The 17,654-nt window shown below is 50.1% G+C and carries 15 protein-coding genes; 10 read left to right on the forward strand and 5 right to left on the reverse strand.

What is annotated here, in order from left to right:
- Positions 1-4 precede the first annotated feature (4 nt).
- The 4 genes from D9597_RS18745 to tolC all read right to left on the reverse strand — a co-directional run bounded on the left by D9597_RS18745 (position 5) and on the right by tolC (position 5,750).
- Entirely contained in the window at positions 5-1,801 is a 1,797-nt protein-coding gene (locus tag D9597_RS18745; RefSeq protein ID WP_130223916.1) for an aryl-sulfate sulfotransferase, read from the reverse strand.
- A gap of 482 nt (positions 1,802-2,283) precedes the next feature.
- Positions 2,284-3,444: a glutathionylspermidine synthase family protein gene (locus D9597_RS18750; protein WP_130223918.1), complete on the reverse strand. Its 1,161-nt coding sequence runs from the start codon at positions 3,442-3,444 to the stop codon at positions 2,284-2,286.
- Between the two features lie 5 nt (positions 3,445-3,449).
- Complete coding sequence (locus D9597_RS18755) at positions 3,450-4,121, reverse strand: DUF1190 family protein (protein ID WP_130223920.1); 672 nt, start codon at positions 4,119-4,121, stop codon at positions 3,450-3,452.
- Between the two features lie 147 nt (positions 4,122-4,268).
- A complete protein-coding gene (gene tolC, locus D9597_RS18760; RefSeq protein WP_130223922.1) occupies positions 4,269-5,750 on the reverse strand; it encodes an outer membrane channel protein TolC in 1,482 nt (493 codons plus the stop codon).
- 204 nt (positions 5,751-5,954) lie between these two features.
- Between tolC and nudF the strand changes: the two genes are divergently transcribed.
- The 5 genes from nudF to parE are packed head-to-tail and all read left to right on the forward strand — an operon-like array spanning position 5,955 to position 10,361.
- Complete coding sequence (nudF, locus tag D9597_RS18765) at positions 5,955-6,584, forward strand: ADP-ribose diphosphatase (protein WP_021564655.1); 630 nt, start codon at positions 5,955-5,957, stop codon at positions 6,582-6,584.
- A complete protein-coding gene (locus D9597_RS18770) occupies positions 6,585-7,007 on the forward strand; it encodes a DUF1249 family protein (RefSeq protein WP_000833390.1) in 423 nt (140 codons plus the stop codon). It begins immediately after the preceding gene.
- Between the two features lie 24 nt (positions 7,008-7,031).
- A complete protein-coding gene (gene cpdA, locus D9597_RS18775; RefSeq protein WP_130218206.1) occupies positions 7,032-7,859 on the forward strand; it encodes a 3',5'-cyclic-AMP phosphodiesterase in 828 nt (275 codons plus the stop codon).
- Entirely contained in the window at positions 7,859-8,440 is a 582-nt protein-coding gene (gene yqiA / locus D9597_RS18780; RefSeq protein WP_000105733.1) for an esterase YqiA, read from the forward strand. The genes cpdA and yqiA overlap by 1 nt, the downstream gene beginning before the upstream one ends.
- Positions 8,441-8,468: 28 nt before the next feature.
- On the forward strand, positions 8,469-10,361 hold the full coding sequence (gene parE / locus D9597_RS18785) for a DNA topoisomerase IV subunit B (protein ID WP_130218204.1): 1,893 nt from the start codon (positions 8,469-8,471) through the stop codon (positions 10,359-10,361).
- Positions 10,362-10,424: 63 nt separating this feature from the next.
- Here the strand turns inward: parE and D9597_RS18790 are convergent, their stop codons facing one another.
- On the reverse strand, positions 10,425-12,566 hold the full coding sequence (locus D9597_RS18790) for a TonB-dependent siderophore receptor (protein WP_130223924.1): 2,142 nt from the start codon (positions 12,564-12,566) through the stop codon (positions 10,425-10,427).
- A 373-nt stretch (positions 12,567-12,939) separates the two neighbouring features.
- Between D9597_RS18790 and D9597_RS18795 the strand changes: the two genes are divergently transcribed.
- From D9597_RS18795 to D9597_RS18815, 5 genes are read left to right on the forward strand one after another with little or no spacing between them, the layout of a single operon-like run.
- Entirely contained in the window at positions 12,940-13,749 is an 810-nt protein-coding gene (locus D9597_RS18795) for an ABC transporter ATP-binding protein (protein ID WP_130223927.1), read from the forward strand.
- Positions 13,746-14,729, forward strand: coding sequence for an iron ABC transporter permease (locus tag D9597_RS18800; protein ID WP_130223929.1), 984 nt, complete (start codon positions 13,746-13,748; stop codon positions 14,727-14,729). Before D9597_RS18795 ends, D9597_RS18800 begins: the two co-directional genes overlap by 4 nt.
- A gap of 8 nt (positions 14,730-14,737) precedes the next feature.
- Positions 14,738-15,775: an iron ABC transporter permease gene (locus D9597_RS18805; RefSeq protein ID WP_001490512.1), complete on the forward strand. Its 1,038-nt coding sequence runs from the start codon at positions 14,738-14,740 to the stop codon at positions 15,773-15,775.
- 10 nt (positions 15,776-15,785) lie between these two features.
- The gene (locus D9597_RS18810) at positions 15,786-16,733 is read left to right on the forward strand and encodes an iron-siderophore ABC transporter substrate-binding protein (protein ID WP_130223931.1); all 948 of its coding nucleotides are present in this window, start codon (positions 15,786-15,788) and stop codon (positions 16,731-16,733) included.
- Positions 16,730-17,617 carry a MurR/RpiR family transcriptional regulator gene (locus tag D9597_RS18815; protein ID WP_000614953.1) on the forward strand — a complete coding sequence of 296 codons (888 nt, stop codon included), beginning with the start codon at positions 16,730-16,732 and terminating at the stop codon, positions 17,615-17,617. The genes D9597_RS18810 and D9597_RS18815 overlap by 4 nt, the downstream gene beginning before the upstream one ends.
- The last annotated feature ends 37 nt before the right edge of the window (positions 17,618-17,654 follow it).

Below are 17,654 nucleotides of genomic sequence, written 5' to 3' on the forward strand. Positions count from 1 at the left end.
TTAATTATTTAAACATCTGTTTTGGACGGACTAACAGCGCACGGTAGTGAGTCTGGTTGGGTTTATCAGACATCACGTCGATTTCCACTTTCACTTCTTTGGTTTTGTAGTCGATCTCGTTCAACTTACCGACGGTCGGCTGACCGACGTCAAACAGATGAATGGAGCCACCGAAGCCGAACATGGTGTCACGGTCAGCCTGGTATTCGATAATGGAGGTGATTGGGCTATAGAAATCGTAACCGCGTTCTTTACCGTATTCCCAAACTTGCTGAACGGTACCTTTCTTCTCATCAATCTTATATTCCACAAAACGGGAATATTTCATGGTTGGTAAGGCAGGTTGTTCCAGATGGCGACCGTCGCCGTTATCAAAGATAGTGAGTGTACCTTTGCTGGAGATCCATGCGGTATGCTGGGTATAGGTGAAGTCGAAGTCTGAGTTTTCACACAGGCCATTTTCGTTACAGGTGATCGGCTTACCGTTAGCGTCAACGGGTTTCAGCAATTTGCTGGCCAATGGTTTTTCCCAGCCTTTCGAGGGGGCAAGGATCCATTTCACTTGTTTATCACGACCAATTTTTACAACGCCCTGGTGACGAGAAGAGAGGATAATTGAGTCATCTTTCGCGTCATAGGCGATGGAGTTGACGTGCGCCCAGTTACGACCTGGTCCTACACCCAGTGCGTCGCCAAACGGCGTATCTGGTTCCAGTTTTGCCTGCTGTCCGGCGTGAGCAAGATCAACGTTAACGCAAACTGCGCCTGCATCCAGTGCACCGAGCAGAGCATCACGTTTCGGATCGAGGATCTTCGTCAGATCCCATACATCGACAACGCGACCAGATTTATCGACTTCGAGGATATGATCACGAATGGTGGTGACGTGTACGCCGTCATCGCGACGGTAGTTACTCTTACCTACGCGCAACAGTACCGTACCATTAGGCGTCTCAATGGATTCATGAGTGGCGTCAGCGAATCCGCGCGGCAGTTTATGATCTTCCAGCACCTGACCCATCATGTCGAACTCGTACCAGTGCTGGCCTTGTACTGCGGTAAAGGTGCCGCGTGGTGTTTCGCGGATACCCATCAGATAACCACGTTTGTTGATATTACGGTCACGGCCATCGTAGAAGGTGTCTTGATCCAGCCACCAGCGGTATTCACCTTCGGTATCGACAATGAAAGTAAAGGGCGCGATATCAAAAGGCAGTGCGCCGGTTGCCGGACCTGCATCGAGGATCCCGGCATTTTTATCTTTCTCACCGTGCCAGTGGAGATCGGAACCTTGTGCAGTAAAGGTGTGGGTATTAACCAGATAGAGGCGATCTTCAAAACCAGGTGCGACTTTAACGACTTTGGTCTGCTGTAGATCAGAGATGGAACGGTTATCCATGTAATTGTTGACGATGGCTGAAGTTTGCACCACGTAATCATCTTTCATGGCCTTACCGTTTTCTTTCCACTCAACGGTCACTTTGTTGGCAAATTTCTGATAAAGACCAAAAATCGGTACACCATCGTAAGTTTTTAGGGACTCCTGGCCCACGGGATAGCTGATTTCAACACCTTTTTCGCCCTTCCCGTGGACGGTAACTTTGACGTCAGAAATGACGTGGCTATCTAAGTCAACCAGAGCGGTCAGTGGTGCATTGCCGTAGGGGTCGACAATGATTGCTCCGAGTTGCCCGGCAGGTGGTGCAGGTTTAAAACCCGCCGCCATTACGCCAGTTGCAGACAATCCCAGAGCTAATGCCACCGTTCCAGCTACCAGTGTTTTTCTATATTTATCAAACATGGATATATCTCCTTATATAACGCAAATATATAATAATGATGAATATCGACTGTTGAGATGGTACTAATAAATTTGTTTTGTGAATGAAAAATGTGACTCTAATAAAATATGAGAATGTTTTGCTGCTTTTGAATATGTTGTTATTTGTTGAAACAACTATTTATTTTTAATGGATAGTATGGTGGCGATATATTAATAACAATGTTCAATATTGCGTAGTGTGATCTCTGTGACATTGTTTTTTAATTATTAAATTAAAATATGAAGAGATAAAAACAAAATATTTAATATATATCAATGTGTTATGCGGTGATTTATTTACTTACTTTAATTGCAATATCACTTACATATGACGATTTAACATTAAATTGGTTATTAATGTTAAATAAAGGTTGGAGATGTGTGGCTTTATATATTGATGGAAATTATAAATGATGGATTATGAAAAGTTGCCCCGATTATCGGGGCAATATTAAGCAGTGTTATTCAACAAAAATATGCGGATAAAACCGAGACATATCCTGGGTGATCAATGCACGGTCTTCACGAATGCCAATTCCGGCGGGTTGATCGTTCACCAGCCAGCTACCAATCAACATATAGCTGTCGCCAAATTTCGGCAGCGGATGGAATTGTTGAACAATCATGCCTTCTTCGCCATACGGACCTTCTGCCGCTTCAATGGTTTTGCCATTCTCGATAATCGACACGTTTGCGCCTTCACGCGAGAAGATTGGCTTAACCACATATTTTTCCATTTCTGGATGATCATCTTCCGCAAAATAAGCGGGCAACAGGTTCGGATGATTCGGGAACATCTCCCACAGTAGCGGCAGAAGTGCTTTGTTGGAGATAATGCTCTTCCACGCCGGTTCCAGCCAGCGTACGCCAGCATCTTCCAGCTTGGTGGAGAACATCTCGCGCAGCATAAATTCCCACGGGTACAGTTTGAACAGGTTAGCGATGACCTGATCCTGTAAATCCGTGAACTGACCTTTTTCACCTAAACCGATATCGTCGATGTACAGGAACTCGGTAGCAATTTCAGCTTCCGTCGCGCAGTCCTGCAAATACTGGATGGTGCCACGATCTTCCACCGTGTCACGACAGCAGGTGAGATGCAGCAACTGGAAGCCATACTGTTCACGCAGCTCGACAAAGCGATCGATCAGCTTTTCTTGCAGACTGTTAAACTGGTCGCTGCCTTCCGGCAGGTTGCCCGCGTTAAGCTGATCTTCCAGCCAGATCCACTGAAAGAATGCTGCTTCATACAGTGACGTGGGCGTATCGGCATTATTTTCCAGAAGCTTAGGTTCGCCAGTGCCATCCCACGCCAGATCAAGGCGTGAATAAAGCGACGGCTGGTGCGTCAGCCATGACTGACGCACAAAACTCCACGTGTGCTTTGGAATGCGGAATTTGGTCATCAGCTCATCGCTGGAGATCACTTTTTCCACCACTTTCAGGCACATCTGGTGCAGTTCGGCGGTGACTTCTTCCAGCTTTTCAACCTGGGCGAGGGTTAACTTGTAGTAAGCATCTTCACACCAGTACGGCTCGCCGTACATGGTGTGAAAATTGAAACCGTATTCGTGGGCTTTTTCACGCCAGTCTGGGCGCTCGGTAATACTGACTCTTTCCATCGGTATCAGCCACCCATTGAACGAGAAGAGGTGCCGGTTGCGCTACGCTGCATAGTGCTTTGTTTGGCAACAGATTCACCAAAACCGCCGCGGGTAACGGTAGTGGTGGTCGCCGGTTTTGGTGCCATTGCCGTCTTCGGTACGGTCATGGTGCGGCCTGGCTGGGCTGCGCCATAGTTTTTACCCGTCGCGTCGGTATATTTACCGTAAGCCGGGCTGGCTGGGTTTTTCGAGGAGAACAGCGGCTGCTGTGCAAATCCTGCGCCGCCGCCCATCAGACGTCCCATCATGTAACCGGCCATCAACGGCATCCAGAAACTCCCGCTGGATTGCTGGGTCTGCGCCTGGTTTTCAGGTGCCATGCCAGCCTGGGCTGGCGCCTGCTGGCACTGACCTTCACCAAATTCGGCAATACAGTCTTCACGAGTGGCGTATTTCGGCGCAGTACGTTCTGCTTCTTTCAGCGCATTGTTGTACGCGGTGGTACATTCGGCGCTTTTGCCTGGGTTTGCAGCTGAACAGTCGTCAGCATTTTGATAGAGAGACACAGTTTCATCACTCTTTTCACAGCCTGCCAGCATAAAAACAGTAGCAACAGCGAGAGCGACAGGTGTCAGGTGGCGTGCGCTCCAGTTTTTACGGAACGATGCGTGGCGTATGGATTTTGTCCGTTTCATTTTTGTCTTCCGGGACCAGTGGTAAATACCCATCAGAATAGAGGATGGCTGGTCGAAATTGAAGCGAGAAGGGGGAAGAATGCGGCAGATAACCCGTATCTTTACGTTGCCTTACGTTCAGACGGGGCCGAAGCCCCGTCGTCGTCATCAGTTACGGAAAGGGTTATTACCGTTACTGGTGTTAGTGCGTGCGGATGCTTGCTGAACGGCTGGTGCCGGGCTATCAGGTGCATAACCGTCAGCAATAGCATTCTGTTCTGGCGTTTGCGGCGCAACGTTTTCTGGATTAGTAGAAACCGGTTTGCTCAGCGCATTGTTCAGTGCCAGCAGATCCTGCTCGTTCAACGTACCCAGAGCTGATTTAATATTCAGCTGATTAATCAGGTAGTTATAACGCGCATTTGCCAGTTCTTGCTTGGCGTTGTACAGCGTAGTGGTCGCGTCCAACACATCAACAATGGTACGCGTACCAACCGAGTAGCCCGCTTCCATCGCGTCTAAAGAGCTTTGGGCGGAAACCACGGCTTGTTTGTAGGCGTTAATGCTACTGATAGATGCATTAATATTGTTGAAGGAGGAACGCACGGTCTGCACGACGCTACGATGGGCGCTTTCCAGTTGCTCGCTGGCACCGACAAAGTTGTACTGTGCCTGTTTCACCTGCGAGTTAACCATTCCGCCCTGATAAATCGGCAGCGAGAAGCTCAGGCCCACTTTGTTCTGGCCCATATTGCTGTCGTCATACTGGCCTGTGGTCGCACCACGGGTTTTTGAACCGCTGTAAGAGGTGTCAGAAATTCCGGTAGAGGCCGTCAAATCCAGAGTCGGTAAGTGACCGTCCTGCGCCTGGCGAATTTGCTCGCGCGCCAGGTCCTGGCTCAAACGTGCCTGTAACAGCGACAGGTTGCGTTTTTCGGCTTCTTTCAGCAGCGCGTTAACCGGCTGTGGCTTGTCGGTCTTGAAGTTTTCGACATTCAGCGCCGCCAGTTCCGGATAGTAGTTACCGGTGATCTGACGCAGCTGCTCAACGGCGTTGTCGAGGTTGTTACGTGCGGTCACTTCGTTCGCCAGCACGGTATCGTACTGTGCGCGGGCGTTCTGCACATCGGTGATCGCCACCAGGCCCACGTTAAAGCGTTGGGTGGTTTGATCTAACTGACGGTAGATTGCCTCTTTTTGTGCCTGAGTATAAGAAAGCACGTCAATGGCATTCAACACGTTGAAATAAGCGGTCGCGGTGTTGAGGATCAAAGTTTGTTGATCGGTCTGGTAAGTGACGTCCTGAATACCGGCAGCTTTTTCCTGCAAAGTCAGTGCGCGCCATTTCGACATATCGAAAATGGACTGGGTCAACTGCAAGGACGCACTGGTTGCGTTAGAGTTGATGCCGTTCGCGTCGCGGTAGCCGTTGCTGTAGGTGTAATCTGCACCTAAACCTAGCTGTGGCAGTAATGGACTGCGAGCTTCATTAATTTTTTCAAAGGCAGCATCACGATCGGCGGCAGACTTACGCAATTCCGGGTTACTAAGGCGTGCTTGCTGATAAACTTGCATCAGGTTCTCGGCCTGGCTCAACGAACTGAACCCAGAAAGGCTCAGGCCGATAAGAATGGGGAGCAATTTCTTCATTTGCATTCCTTGTGGTGAAGCAGTATTTAGCGCGATCAAACTGTAAAATTATTGCGGATTCTAGCAGAAGCCGCTACCGCAAAAGGTTGGCGTTACGTGCCATAGGGCATTAATGTGCCTCAATTTAACACATGACTGCTCAAACGGCAGTCAAACGTCTCTGAAATTCACATTTTATTCACTATTAGTGCCAGGACATTAGCCATGCTTAAGCCAGACAACCTGCCCGTTACATTTGGCAAAAACGATGTAGAAATTATTGCACGAGAAACACTTTATCGCGGCTTTTTTTCATTAGATCTTTATAGATTTCGCCATCGTCTATTCAACGGACAAATGAGTCATGAGGTCCGACGGGAAATTTTTGAACGCGGTCACGCCGCAGTCTTGCTACCCTTTGACCCAGTGCGCGATGAAGTTGTACTGATTGAGCAGATACGAATCGCCGCGTATGACACCAGCGAAACGCCCTGGTTACTGGAAATGGTTGCCGGGATGATTGAAGAAGGTGAGAGTGTGGAAGATGTTGCCCGTCGCGAAGCGATTGAAGAGGCGGGACTAAAAGTGAAACGGACCAAACCGGTGTTAAGTTTCCTGGCAAGCCCGGGCGGCACCAGCGAGCGTTCGTCAATTATGGTGGGCGAAGTGGACGCCACGACCGCAAGCGGTATTCACGGTCTGGCTGATGAAAACGAAGATATTCGCGTTCATGTGGTAAGTCGGGAACAGGCATACCAATGGGTAGAAGAGGGGAAAATCGACAACGCAGCGTCGGTCATCGCTTTGCAATGGCTGCAACTGCATCATCAAGCGTTAAAAAATGAGTGGGCATAAATGAAGCGTTACACACCTGACTTTCCTGAAATGATGCGCCTGTGCGAGATGAACTTTTCACAATTGCGCCGTTTGTTACCGCGCAATGACGCACCCGGTGAAACTGTAAGCTATCAGGTGGCAAACGCACAATATCGGCTAACGATTGTGGAATCGACCCGATACACTACCCTGGTGACTATTGAACAGATTGCGCCAGCGATCAGTTACTGGAGCCTTCCGTCGATGACGGTGCGTCTGTATCATGACGCGATGGTGGCTGAAGTGTGTTCAAGTCAGCAGATTTTTCGCTTCAAAGCGCGGTATGATTATCCTAATAAAAAGTTGCATCAACGCGACGAAAAGCATCAAATTAATCAGTTTTTAGCGGACTGGTTGCGATACTGTTTAGCACATGGAGCGATGGCGATTCCGGTTTATTAGCGTCGTGAAACCTAAGGACACCATTTGGAAAGCCTGTTAACCCTTCCTCTGGCTGGTGAGTCCAGAGTCAGGATTTTACAAATTACCGATACTCACCTGTTTGCGCAAAAGCACGAAGCCCTGTTAGGGGTGAACACCTGGGAGAGTTACCAGGCGGTGCTGGAGGCGATTCGCCCACACCAGCACGAATTCGACCTGATTGTCGCGACAGGTGATTTAGCGCAGGATCAAACGGCTGCGGCCTATCAGCACTTCGCTGAAGGCATCGCAAGTTTTCGTGCGCCCTGCGTCTGGCTGCCGGGCAACCATGATTTCCAGCCTGCGATGTACAGCGCGCTACAGGACGCGGGTATATCTTCAGCGAAACGCGTGTTTATCGGTGAACAGTGGCAAATCCTGTTGCTGGACAGCCAGGTGTTTGGCGTACCGCACGGTGAGCTAAGCGAGTTTCAACTCGAGTGGCTGGAACGTAAACTGGCTGATGCGCCAGAGCGCCATACCTTGCTTTTGCTGCATCATCATCCGTTGCCTGCGGGCTGTAGCTGGCTTGACCAACACAGTCTGCGTAACGCGGGTGAACTGGATAACGTGCTGGTGAAGTTTCCGCACGTCAAATATCTGTTATGCGGCCATATCCATCAGGAACTGGATCTCGACTGGAATGGTCGTCGCCTGCTGGCAACGCCATCGACCTGCGTGCAGTTTAAGCCGCACTGTTCTAACTTCACGCTGGACACTATCGCGCCCGGTTGGCGTACGCTGGAACTCCATGCCGATGGCACGCTGACCACAGAAGTACACCGCCTGGCAGACTCCCGTTTCCAACCAGATACCGCTTCAGAAGGTTACTGATGTCGACGCTTCTTTATTTACACGGTTTCAATAGTTCGCCGCGTTCTGCGAAAGCGAGCTTGTTGAAAAACTGGCTGGCGGAACATCACCCTGACGTTGAGATGATTATTCCGCAGTTGCCGCCGTATCCTTCCGATGCGGCAGAACTGCTGGAATCCATTGTCCTGGAACATGGCGGCGATTCGCTGGGTATTGTCGGTTCGTCACTGGGGGGATATTACGCCACCTGGTTGTCGCAATGTTTTATGCTGCCCGCAGTGGTGGTAAACCCGGCGGTGCGCCCGTTTGAACTGCTGACGGACTATCTCGGTCAGAACGAGAACCCCTACACCGGGCAGCAATATGTGCTAGAGTCTCGCCATATTTACGATCTCAAAGTCATGCAGATTGACCCGCTGGAAGCGCCGGATTTGATCTGGCTGCTGCAACAGACGGGAGATGAAGTGCTGGATTACCGCCAGGCGGTGGCGTACTACGCTTCCTGCCGCCAGACTGTTATAGAAGGCGGCAACCACGCATTCACGGGCTTCGAAGATTATTTCAACCCGATCGTCGATTTTCTTGGTCTGCACCATCTCTGACGATCAACTCGAATTACTAACTTAAACCATGACGCAAACTTATAACGCTGATGCCATTGAGGTACTCACCGGGCTTGAGCCGGTTCGCCGCCGTCCGGGGATGTATACCGATACCACTCGCCCTAACCATTTGGGGCAAGAAGTCATTGATAACAGTGTGGATGAAGCACTGGCGGGTCACGCAAAACGCGTGGACGTTATTTTACATGCTGACCAGTCGCTGGAAGTGATTGACGATGGCCGTGGGATGCCGGTGGATATTCACCCGGAAGAAGGTGTTCCGGCGGTAGAACTGATTCTTTGCCGTTTGCACGCGGGCGGTAAATTTTCTAACAAAAACTACCAGTTCTCTGGCGGTCTGCACGGCGTGGGGATCTCGGTGGTTAACGCCCTGTCAAAGCGCGTAGAAGTTAACGTGCGCCGCGATGGTCAGATTTATAACATCGCCTTTGAAAATGGCGAAAAGGTGCAGGATTTGCAGGTTGTCGGCACTTGCGGTAAACGCAATACCGGTACCAGCGTGCACTTCTGGCCGGATGAAACCTTCTTTGACAGCCCGCGCTTCTCTGTTTCACGCCTTACACATGTGCTGAAAGCCAAAGCGGTATTGTGCCCTGGCGTTGAGATCACTTTTAAAGATGAGATCAACAATACCGAACAACGCTGGTGCTATCAGGACGGTCTGAATGATTACCTGGCGGAAGCGGTAAACGGCCTGCCGACACTGCCGGAAAAACCGTTTATCGGTAACTTTAACGGTGAAACGGAAGCCGTTGACTGGGCGCTGCTGTGGCTGCCGGAAGGTGGCGAACTGCTGACCGAAAGTTACGTCAACCTGATCCCAACGATGCAGGGCGGTACGCACGTTAACGGTCTGCGTCAGGGGCTGCTGGATGCGATGCGTGAGTTTTGCGAATACCGCAACATCCTGCCGCGCGGCGTGAAGCTGTCGGCGGAAGATATCTGGGATCGCTGTGCCTATGTGCTGTCAGTAAAAATGCAGGATCCGCAGTTTGCCGGGCAGACCAAAGAGCGTCTCTCTTCGCGTCAGTGCGCGGCATTCGTTTCTGGCGTGGTGAAAGATGCCTTTACCCTGTGGCTGAACCAGAACGTTCAGGCGGCGGAACTACTTGCTGAGATGGCGATTTCCAGCGCCCAGCGTCGTATGCGTGCGGCTAAAAAAGTGGTGCGTAAAAAGCTAACCAGCGGCCCGGCGCTGCCTGGTAAATTGGCTGACTGTACCGCGCAGGATCTTAACCGTACCGAACTGTTCCTCGTGGAAGGTGACTCCGCAGGCGGATCTGCCAAGCAGGCGCGCGATCGTGAATATCAGGCGATCATGCCGCTGAAAGGTAAGATCCTTAACACTTGGGAAGTTTCTTCCGACGAAGTGCTGGCCTCGCAGGAAGTGCATGATATTTCGGTAGCGATCGGTATCGATCCTGACAGCGATGATCTTAGCCAACTGCGTTATGGCAAGATCTGTATCCTGGCGGATGCTGACTCCGATGGTCTGCACATTGCCACGCTGCTCTGCGCCTTGTTTGTAAAACACTTCCGTACGCTGGTGAAACATGGTCACGTATATGTAGCGCTACCACCGCTCTACCGCATTGACCTTGGCAAAGAGGTCTATTACGCCTTGACGGAAGAAGAGAAAGAGGGCGTGCTCGAACAATTAAAACGCAAGAAAGGCAAGCCAAATGTCCAGCGTTTTAAAGGTCTGGGTGAAATGAACCCGCTGCAACTACGTGAAACCACGCTCGACCCGAACACTCGCCGTCTGGTGCAGTTGACCATCGATGATGAAGACGATCAGCGTACCGACGCGATGATGGACATGCTGTTGGCGAAGAAACGCTCGGAAGATCGCCGTAACTGGTTGCAAGAGAAAGGTGACATGGCGGAGATTGAGGTCTGATAATCCTCCCGCCAGAAGAATAAAACATAGCCCGGTATACACGTGTATACCGGGCTTTTTTGATCAAAATTCCATTTTCACCGTGAATTGCACTTCACGCGGATCGCCAATCTGATTACCCAGATTATTTGTGGCGATGGAAGAGGTGTAATACGTTTTATCAAACAGGTTTTTGACGTTTAATTGCAGAGTGACCGGATACTGCAATTTCATTTTGTATGCGGCGAAGGCATCGGCAACAAAATAGCCTGGCAGATAATAGTCAGCCCCATTGGTTGCCGAACGACGGCTTACGCCATGTCCGCCACCGCCAAACGTTAGTGTGTTATTGCCAGGCATGTTATGACTATCATAGGTCAGGAATAGCGAACCGGTATGACGAGGAACATTCGGCAATGGTTTTCCTGCATAATCAGGATCTTCCAGAACCTTTGCATCGGTATAGCCGTAGCTGGCAATGATATTAATGTTTTCAGTTAATGCTCCCGCAAGGTCGACTTCTACCCCTCTTGAACGAACGCGGCCTGCCGTTTTGGCGATGGTTTCATCACCAATACTTTCGGTATACAGCACGTTACGTTTATGGATATCAAACAGCGCAATATCTGCGGTTATACCATCGAACAGCTCGAATTTTGCCCCGACTTCGTAAGCATTAGATGATTCCGGTGGAAGATCGCCAATGTAGCTGGCAATTGACGACTGCGGCATAAATGTTTGCGAATAATTAGCAAATAAGGATACCGATGGCGTCAGTTTGTAGACTAACCCCAGTTTGGGCGTCCATTGTTCATCGCGGCTGTCAGTATTGACATTAAAAGGACGGCCTTTACCCGCATATTGCGTGTAATACTGATAGCGGATCCCGGCGACGGCAATCCAGTTATCGGTCAGATAGAGTGCGTCCTGTGCATAAGCTGAGTAGCTCTCCTGTTTGATCGTCTGATCACTGTCCGACGCCGAAACCGTTGTGCATTTGCTGGTATTGCCATAAATGGGGTTGTAGATATTGAAATCTTTAGCGTTTTTACAGCGAATCATATCTGTGCGCAGAAGATCATAATATTCATATGACACCCCACCCAGAATCTCATTATAGAACCCAGCAATATCAACATTCCCTTGCAGATCCGCACGAGTAGAATGCATACGCTGGGTAGATCCCTGAGTTGCATCAACACGCCGTGTCAGCGTTCCTGTCGTTGCATCATACGCGGTAACACGAGCCTGATTATCGCTGTATTTATCCTGGCTGTAGCTGTAATCAAAGCGCGCTGTCCACTGGCTATTGAGATGATATTCTGCGTTGAGTTGCGCCAGATCGGACTGACCATCTGTAATATTAAACGGTTCGTCGAAACGTATTTTTCGATCAACGTTTACGGGCTGTTTCGTCGTAAGGTCGAAAATCGTTCCACGATCGAACGGCGTTTTATAATCCCGATGTGAATAGAGCATGGTTACTGTTGCATTATCACCAAACCAGGTGAGTGATGGGGCAATAAATGTGCTGCGCTCTTTACCGAAATTCCGCCAGTAATCTTCATCCTGCACTTCCCCCGTCAGGCGGTATGCCAGCTGAGTGCCTTCAATGGGACCTGTGATATCCAGTTGCCCAGTGCCTCCGCCAAAACTGGAGGACGTGGCTGAGACAGTACCATGAAATGTTTTTTCCGGGCGCTTTGTCACGACGTTAATCAGTCCGCCAGGATCGAGAATGCCATACAGCGTGGAGGCCGGACCTTTTAGCACTTCTACACGTTCTGTTGCAGCGTTGAAGCTGCGAGGAAGTACGGTTCGCAGACCGTTGGTCATGATGGAGCCATCCCGGTTAGCACCAAACCCACGACGTACAAAGGCGTCCTGAGTTCCGCCTAATGTATTGGTCTGTACCACGTTACTGACGTTATAAAGCGCCTCATCCAGCGTCGTCGCATTCTGATTTTCCAGAACTTGATCGCTAACCGTATTGACCACTTGCGGGATATCCAGCATCGGCATATCGGTTAATGTCGCCGTGGAGGTGCTCAGAGGTTGATAACCATCGGTCGCCTCAGTTGCGGTATTTGCATCCGCTGTAACAGTGATTGTTTCGCCATCTTTGGTCGTTGCAGTGTCGGTTGCATGAATCATTGGTGCTGCAAAGAGCAGTGAAAAGAGCGCCCGACCTTTGATTCCTGAGAATGAAGGTGTGAACTTAGCCATTTAGTCTGTTATCCCAAAAACTCACGGATTGTCGTGAGTGAAAATTGTTTCTTGTTGCTCACTAAGCACTATCCGTTTGTTATTTCGCCATCGGATATGTAATTGAGAATCATTCAATCATGAGGTGATGTAGTAGTAAATGAGAAATAACAAAAAATTGCTACATGTGTTTTTATGAGAGGTTAATGCAATTAAATTGATGGTAACTTATTAATATTTAATAGTTTTATTTTTGTATTTAAAAATATTTCACCTGTTATTTACCTTGTTTTTGTATGGCTTTTAACTTCTTGACTACTACATTTTGTGACGTCAAACTCTCAAAGGAGAATGAGTTTTATTTTTGTTTGTCTTTGATTAAGTTGGCGTACACGTGGCACATAACGCAAAAGGGCAGGGGCTGATCCTCGACACTGTTTCTGCCGGGTATCACAAGAAAATCATTGTTGATGGTGTTTCTTTCTCCGTTCCCACAGAAAAAATGACCGTTCTGGTTGGGGCAAACGGCTGTGGAAAGTCGACGTTGCTCAGCACCATTGCACGTATCTTGCAACCTATGGGCGGCTCGATATTGCTGGATGGTAAAGCGATTCACGAGCAACCAACGAAAGCGTTATCCCGTAGACTTGGGATCTTGCCGCAGTCGCCATTATTGCCGGAGGGCTTAACCGTTTATGAACTGGTGTCGCGTGGGCGTTTTCCCTGGCAGAATTTCATACGTCAATGGAGCGACGCCGACGAGCAGGCGGTAGAAGAGGCCCTGAAATTAACCGGTACGCAGGAGTTTGCACATTTATCGGTTGAAAAACTCTCTGGTGGGCAGCGCCAGCGTTGCTGGATTGCGATGGTGTTGGCGCAAAAGACGCCTTATATCCTGCTGGATGAACCCACAACCTGGCTTGATTTACGTTATCAGGTTGAAATTCTTGAGTTATTACATGATTTAACGCGTCATCACGGGCGTACAGTCGTCGTGGTGTTGCATGATCTGAATTTTGCCGTCAATTATGGCGATACGTTGATATTTTTACGCCAGGGGAAAGTGGTGCGTGTGTTGAATGAGGGGGAGCATTGCACGCCTGAGCTGGTAAAAGCTGTCTTTGACGTTGATGTTCACGCATCAATAAATCCTCTGACGGGAAAACCGTTCTTCATGCCGTTTCGTGGTGTAGAAAAAGTATGATGCGCACAGGGCTGGTTACTGTAATTTTCCTCGCCTTACTGCTGGTGGGATGCGTGGTATATCCAGGGATTGGTGCCCGATTTATTGCACCACAAACGGTGTTGCAGGCATTTCTTCATTTTGATCCGCAAAACTTCGATCACAACGTAATTGTAAGACTCCGTTTGCCGCGTTTAGCGGCAGCATTGCTTACCGGTGCTTCTCTTGGTGTTGCCGGTGCTTTGTTGCAGGCTGTCATTCGTAACCCATTGGGGGAGCCACATATTTTAGGCTTAAATGCCGGAGCCGCTCTTGCTGTCGTTGCCGCCAGTGCGCTTGGACTGGCCTTTCCGGTTGGACGCCCACTGCTGGCATCTACGGGGGGCGCGTTATTGTTCCTGTTGATATTGCTGCTTTCCTCCGCAGGGCGTTCAGGGTTAACGCCAATGAAAGTTACTTTATGCGGCGTGGCGCTATCGGCGTTCGTGTCCTCAATAACGGCTGCAATCCTGATTCTTGACGAACAAACGCTGCTGGCGATGCGGACATGGCTAGCAGGTGATTTAGCGGGGCAGGATTGGGCGACGCTGGGTACGTCCGCCTGGTTTTCTCTGGGGGGATTTGTGTTAGCCCTTTACCTTGCGCCCTCTCTTAACATGTTGGCACTGGGCGATCGCATGGCGCAGGGGCTGGGCGTCTCGGTACTGCGCACGCGAACATTCACCCTGCTTGCGATCGCGTTGCTCTGTGGCGCAGCCGTATCGATTGCTGGCCCCATTGGTTTTGTCGGCCTGTTGGTACCGCAGATTGTCCGGCGTTTGGTATCAGCGGATCTGCGCGTTCTGCTCCCTCTTTCAGCTTGTGTCGGCGCCTTTTTGTTATTACTGGCAGATATTATTGCCCGGACGCTTTTCACGCCCCATGAGCTGGCAACCGGTGTCATGACGGCATTAGTTGGTGCGCCCGTTTTTGTCATTATGGCGACGAGGATGTTCAAATGAGTCGGATAATGAACGTCGGGCTACGCCCACTACGTGTTGGTAAGTTTTCGACACTGGTACGCCCTAAAAATCTGGTGTTGCTTGGTGGGTTGTTTCTGTTTGCGGTTGGAATACTGATATTCGGTCTGATGCATGGCTCTTTCTCCGTCCCGGCATCGGAAGTAGGGCGAGCGTTGTTTGCTCCAGAAAACGTAAGCACAGACGCACGTTATATTGTGCAGGATATCCGCTTGCCGAGAGTCATCATGGCATTGCTATGCGGAGCTATGTTAGGTATGGCGGGGGCCGCGATGCAATCCATTGCGCGTAACGGCCTTGCCGATCCCGGTTTAATCGGCGTCAAAGAAGGATGTAGCGTGGCAGTGCTGTGGCTGATTTTCCAGTTTCCAATGCTGGGAATGTTCTGGCGTCCAGTGGCTGGTCTTGCTGGTGGCTTGTTGGTGGCTTTAATCGTGATTTTTTGCGCGCGCGATATTTCCCGTCCGCGATTTGTTCTGATTGGCATTGGTGTTTCCTGGTTTTTCGCCGCCGGTATCGGTGTATTTATGACCACTGCAGATGTTCGAGATGTACAAACTGCATTGATGTGGCTATCGGGAAGCCTGCATGCAGCTAACTGGATGTTAGTCGGTATTTCAGCCTGTTGGATGTTGCCAGCCGCTCTTTTATTGCTGTTCACCGCCCGGACGGCGGATATCGCTCTGCTTGGTCATCAGGTTGCAACCGGGTTAGGGGTGAATAGTTCTCGTCTGGCGTTGTTACGTGTCGCCGCACCAATAATCCTGACAGCCGTCTGCGTTTCGTGTGTTGGTAACATCGGTTTTGTCGGATTGATAGCACCCCATATATCACGTTTTATTCTACGTGGCGGGCAGACGACATTACTGCTGGGGAGCGCCGTATCGGGGGCGTTGTTAGTTATCCTGGCGGATAGCATTGGTCGTTTGGCTTTTTTGCCTTTGCAACTGCCTGCCGGAATCATTATTTCATTGATTGGTGGACCATTCTTTTTGCTACTGCTCTGGCAGCGCAGGAACAGTTTTTAATGGGAGTTATATGCGTTTATTTTTTTCTCTGCTGATACTGTTGTCATTCTTTGCCCGCGCGACAGAACCTGTTCAGGTCTTTACTGATGATTTAGGGCGCAAAGTCACTGTTCCTGCTCATCCAAAGAGAATTGTCTCTTTACACGATCTTGATATCACTATTCCTCTGATTGAGCTCGGTGTACCACCTGTCGCCAGCCACGGGCGAACCCGGCCTGACGGTAGCCATTTCATTCGATCTGGCGCGTTATTGACAGGTGTCGACTTTGATAATTCATCGATCGCTTTTATTGGCACCGCTGATATTGATATTGAAGCGATTGTGGCGGCAAAGCCTGACCTGATCATCACAGAACCGACCCGTAATACGCCCATTGAACAACTGGAAAAAATTGCGCCCACGGTGAGCATTGATCATCTCAAAGGGGGCGCGCCAGAAATCTACCGCAAGCTGGCAGAACTTACAGGAACGCAGTCGCAGCTGGCGATACTTGAACGCCGCTATCGGGCACAAATCAATGCGCTGAAGGCGACGCTGGACAGCCAAAAAATAACGGTATCGGTGATTCAGGCAAATCAGGGAAAAATTAATGTGATGCATAGCTATCATTCGCTGGGGCGGGTATTACGCGATGCTGGTTTTCGCTTTCCGCCGCTGATTGAGAGCATTCCTGAAGGTGGACGAATGGATGTGAGCGCGGAGCGTTTACCTGAACTGGATGCCGATTTTGTTTTTGCAACCTGGCGCGGTGACACCGGTGGTAAACCTCAGGATGAGCTGGCAGCAATGGAAAAAGTCATGCCGGGATGGTGTCAGTTTCTGACGGCCTGTCGTTCCGGGCGCTATGTGCTGATTTCTCGTGAAGAGGCGATTTCTAACTCCTTTGCATCTCTGGGGCTGATGGCTGCGCAGATACAATCACAAATTGCGGGACGACCTCTACCGGAGGCTAAATGATCCAGAAAGACAAAACGCGGGTTGATATTTATGGTGAGCGTTTTCGCACTCGCGCGAGTCAGTTAACGCCTGGGTTAAGAGCTGTCGCCAGCTACATTAATGAGCATCGTGAAGTGGTACTCGAGCAAACGGCGATGGAAATTGCGGCCACGTTGAACACTTCCGATGCCACAGTTATCAGGGCTATACAGGCCCTGGGGTTTGCCGGGCTGCGAGATCTGAAACGCACTCTGGAACAGTGGCTTGGTCCAGCCCTTAGTTCCAGCGAAAAGATGTCTACGACGGTGAGTAACTTGACGAGCGATGTTAACACCGCAATCGACTTTGTTCTTGAAGGGCATTTGTATACCTGTAATGTCCTGTCAGAGCCTGAAAACCGCCACGCGCTTGCGCAAGCGGTAGCGTTGTTGGTGCAGGCACGGCAAGTCGCAATTTTTGGCATTGGCGCTTCGGGTATTCTGGCGGACTATACCGCACGACTATTCAACCGCATAGGCTTGCCTGCCACGGCACTAAACCGTACGGGTATTGGCCTTGCCGAGCAACTGATCGCGCTTCAACGTGGCGATGTTCTGATCATGATGGCGCAAAAATCTGCGCACCGGGAAGGACTGACAACGCTGCGTGAAGCGAGACGGCTGGGGATCCCTGTTATTTTGCTGACAAACGCGCTGGATTCACGTTTTAGCAAAGACGCCAGTATCGTGATTCATGTTCCGCGCGGGGATGAAAAGGGGAAAACGCCACTACATGGTACGGTATTGTTGTGCCTGGAAATGATTGTCTGGTCGGTGGCTTCCGCGATGCCGCAGCGTGCGGTTAAAACCATTAAGCGAATTAACGATTTCCATCGGGGTTTGAAAACGGGAAGAAAGAATGGCTAATCTGACCTGAGGCCGGTAGCAACACCGGCCTCTTTTC

This window comes from Escherichia sp. E13S3 (assembly GCF_004212325.1).
GTDB lineage: Bacteria > Pseudomonadota > Gammaproteobacteria > Enterobacterales > Enterobacteriaceae > Escherichia.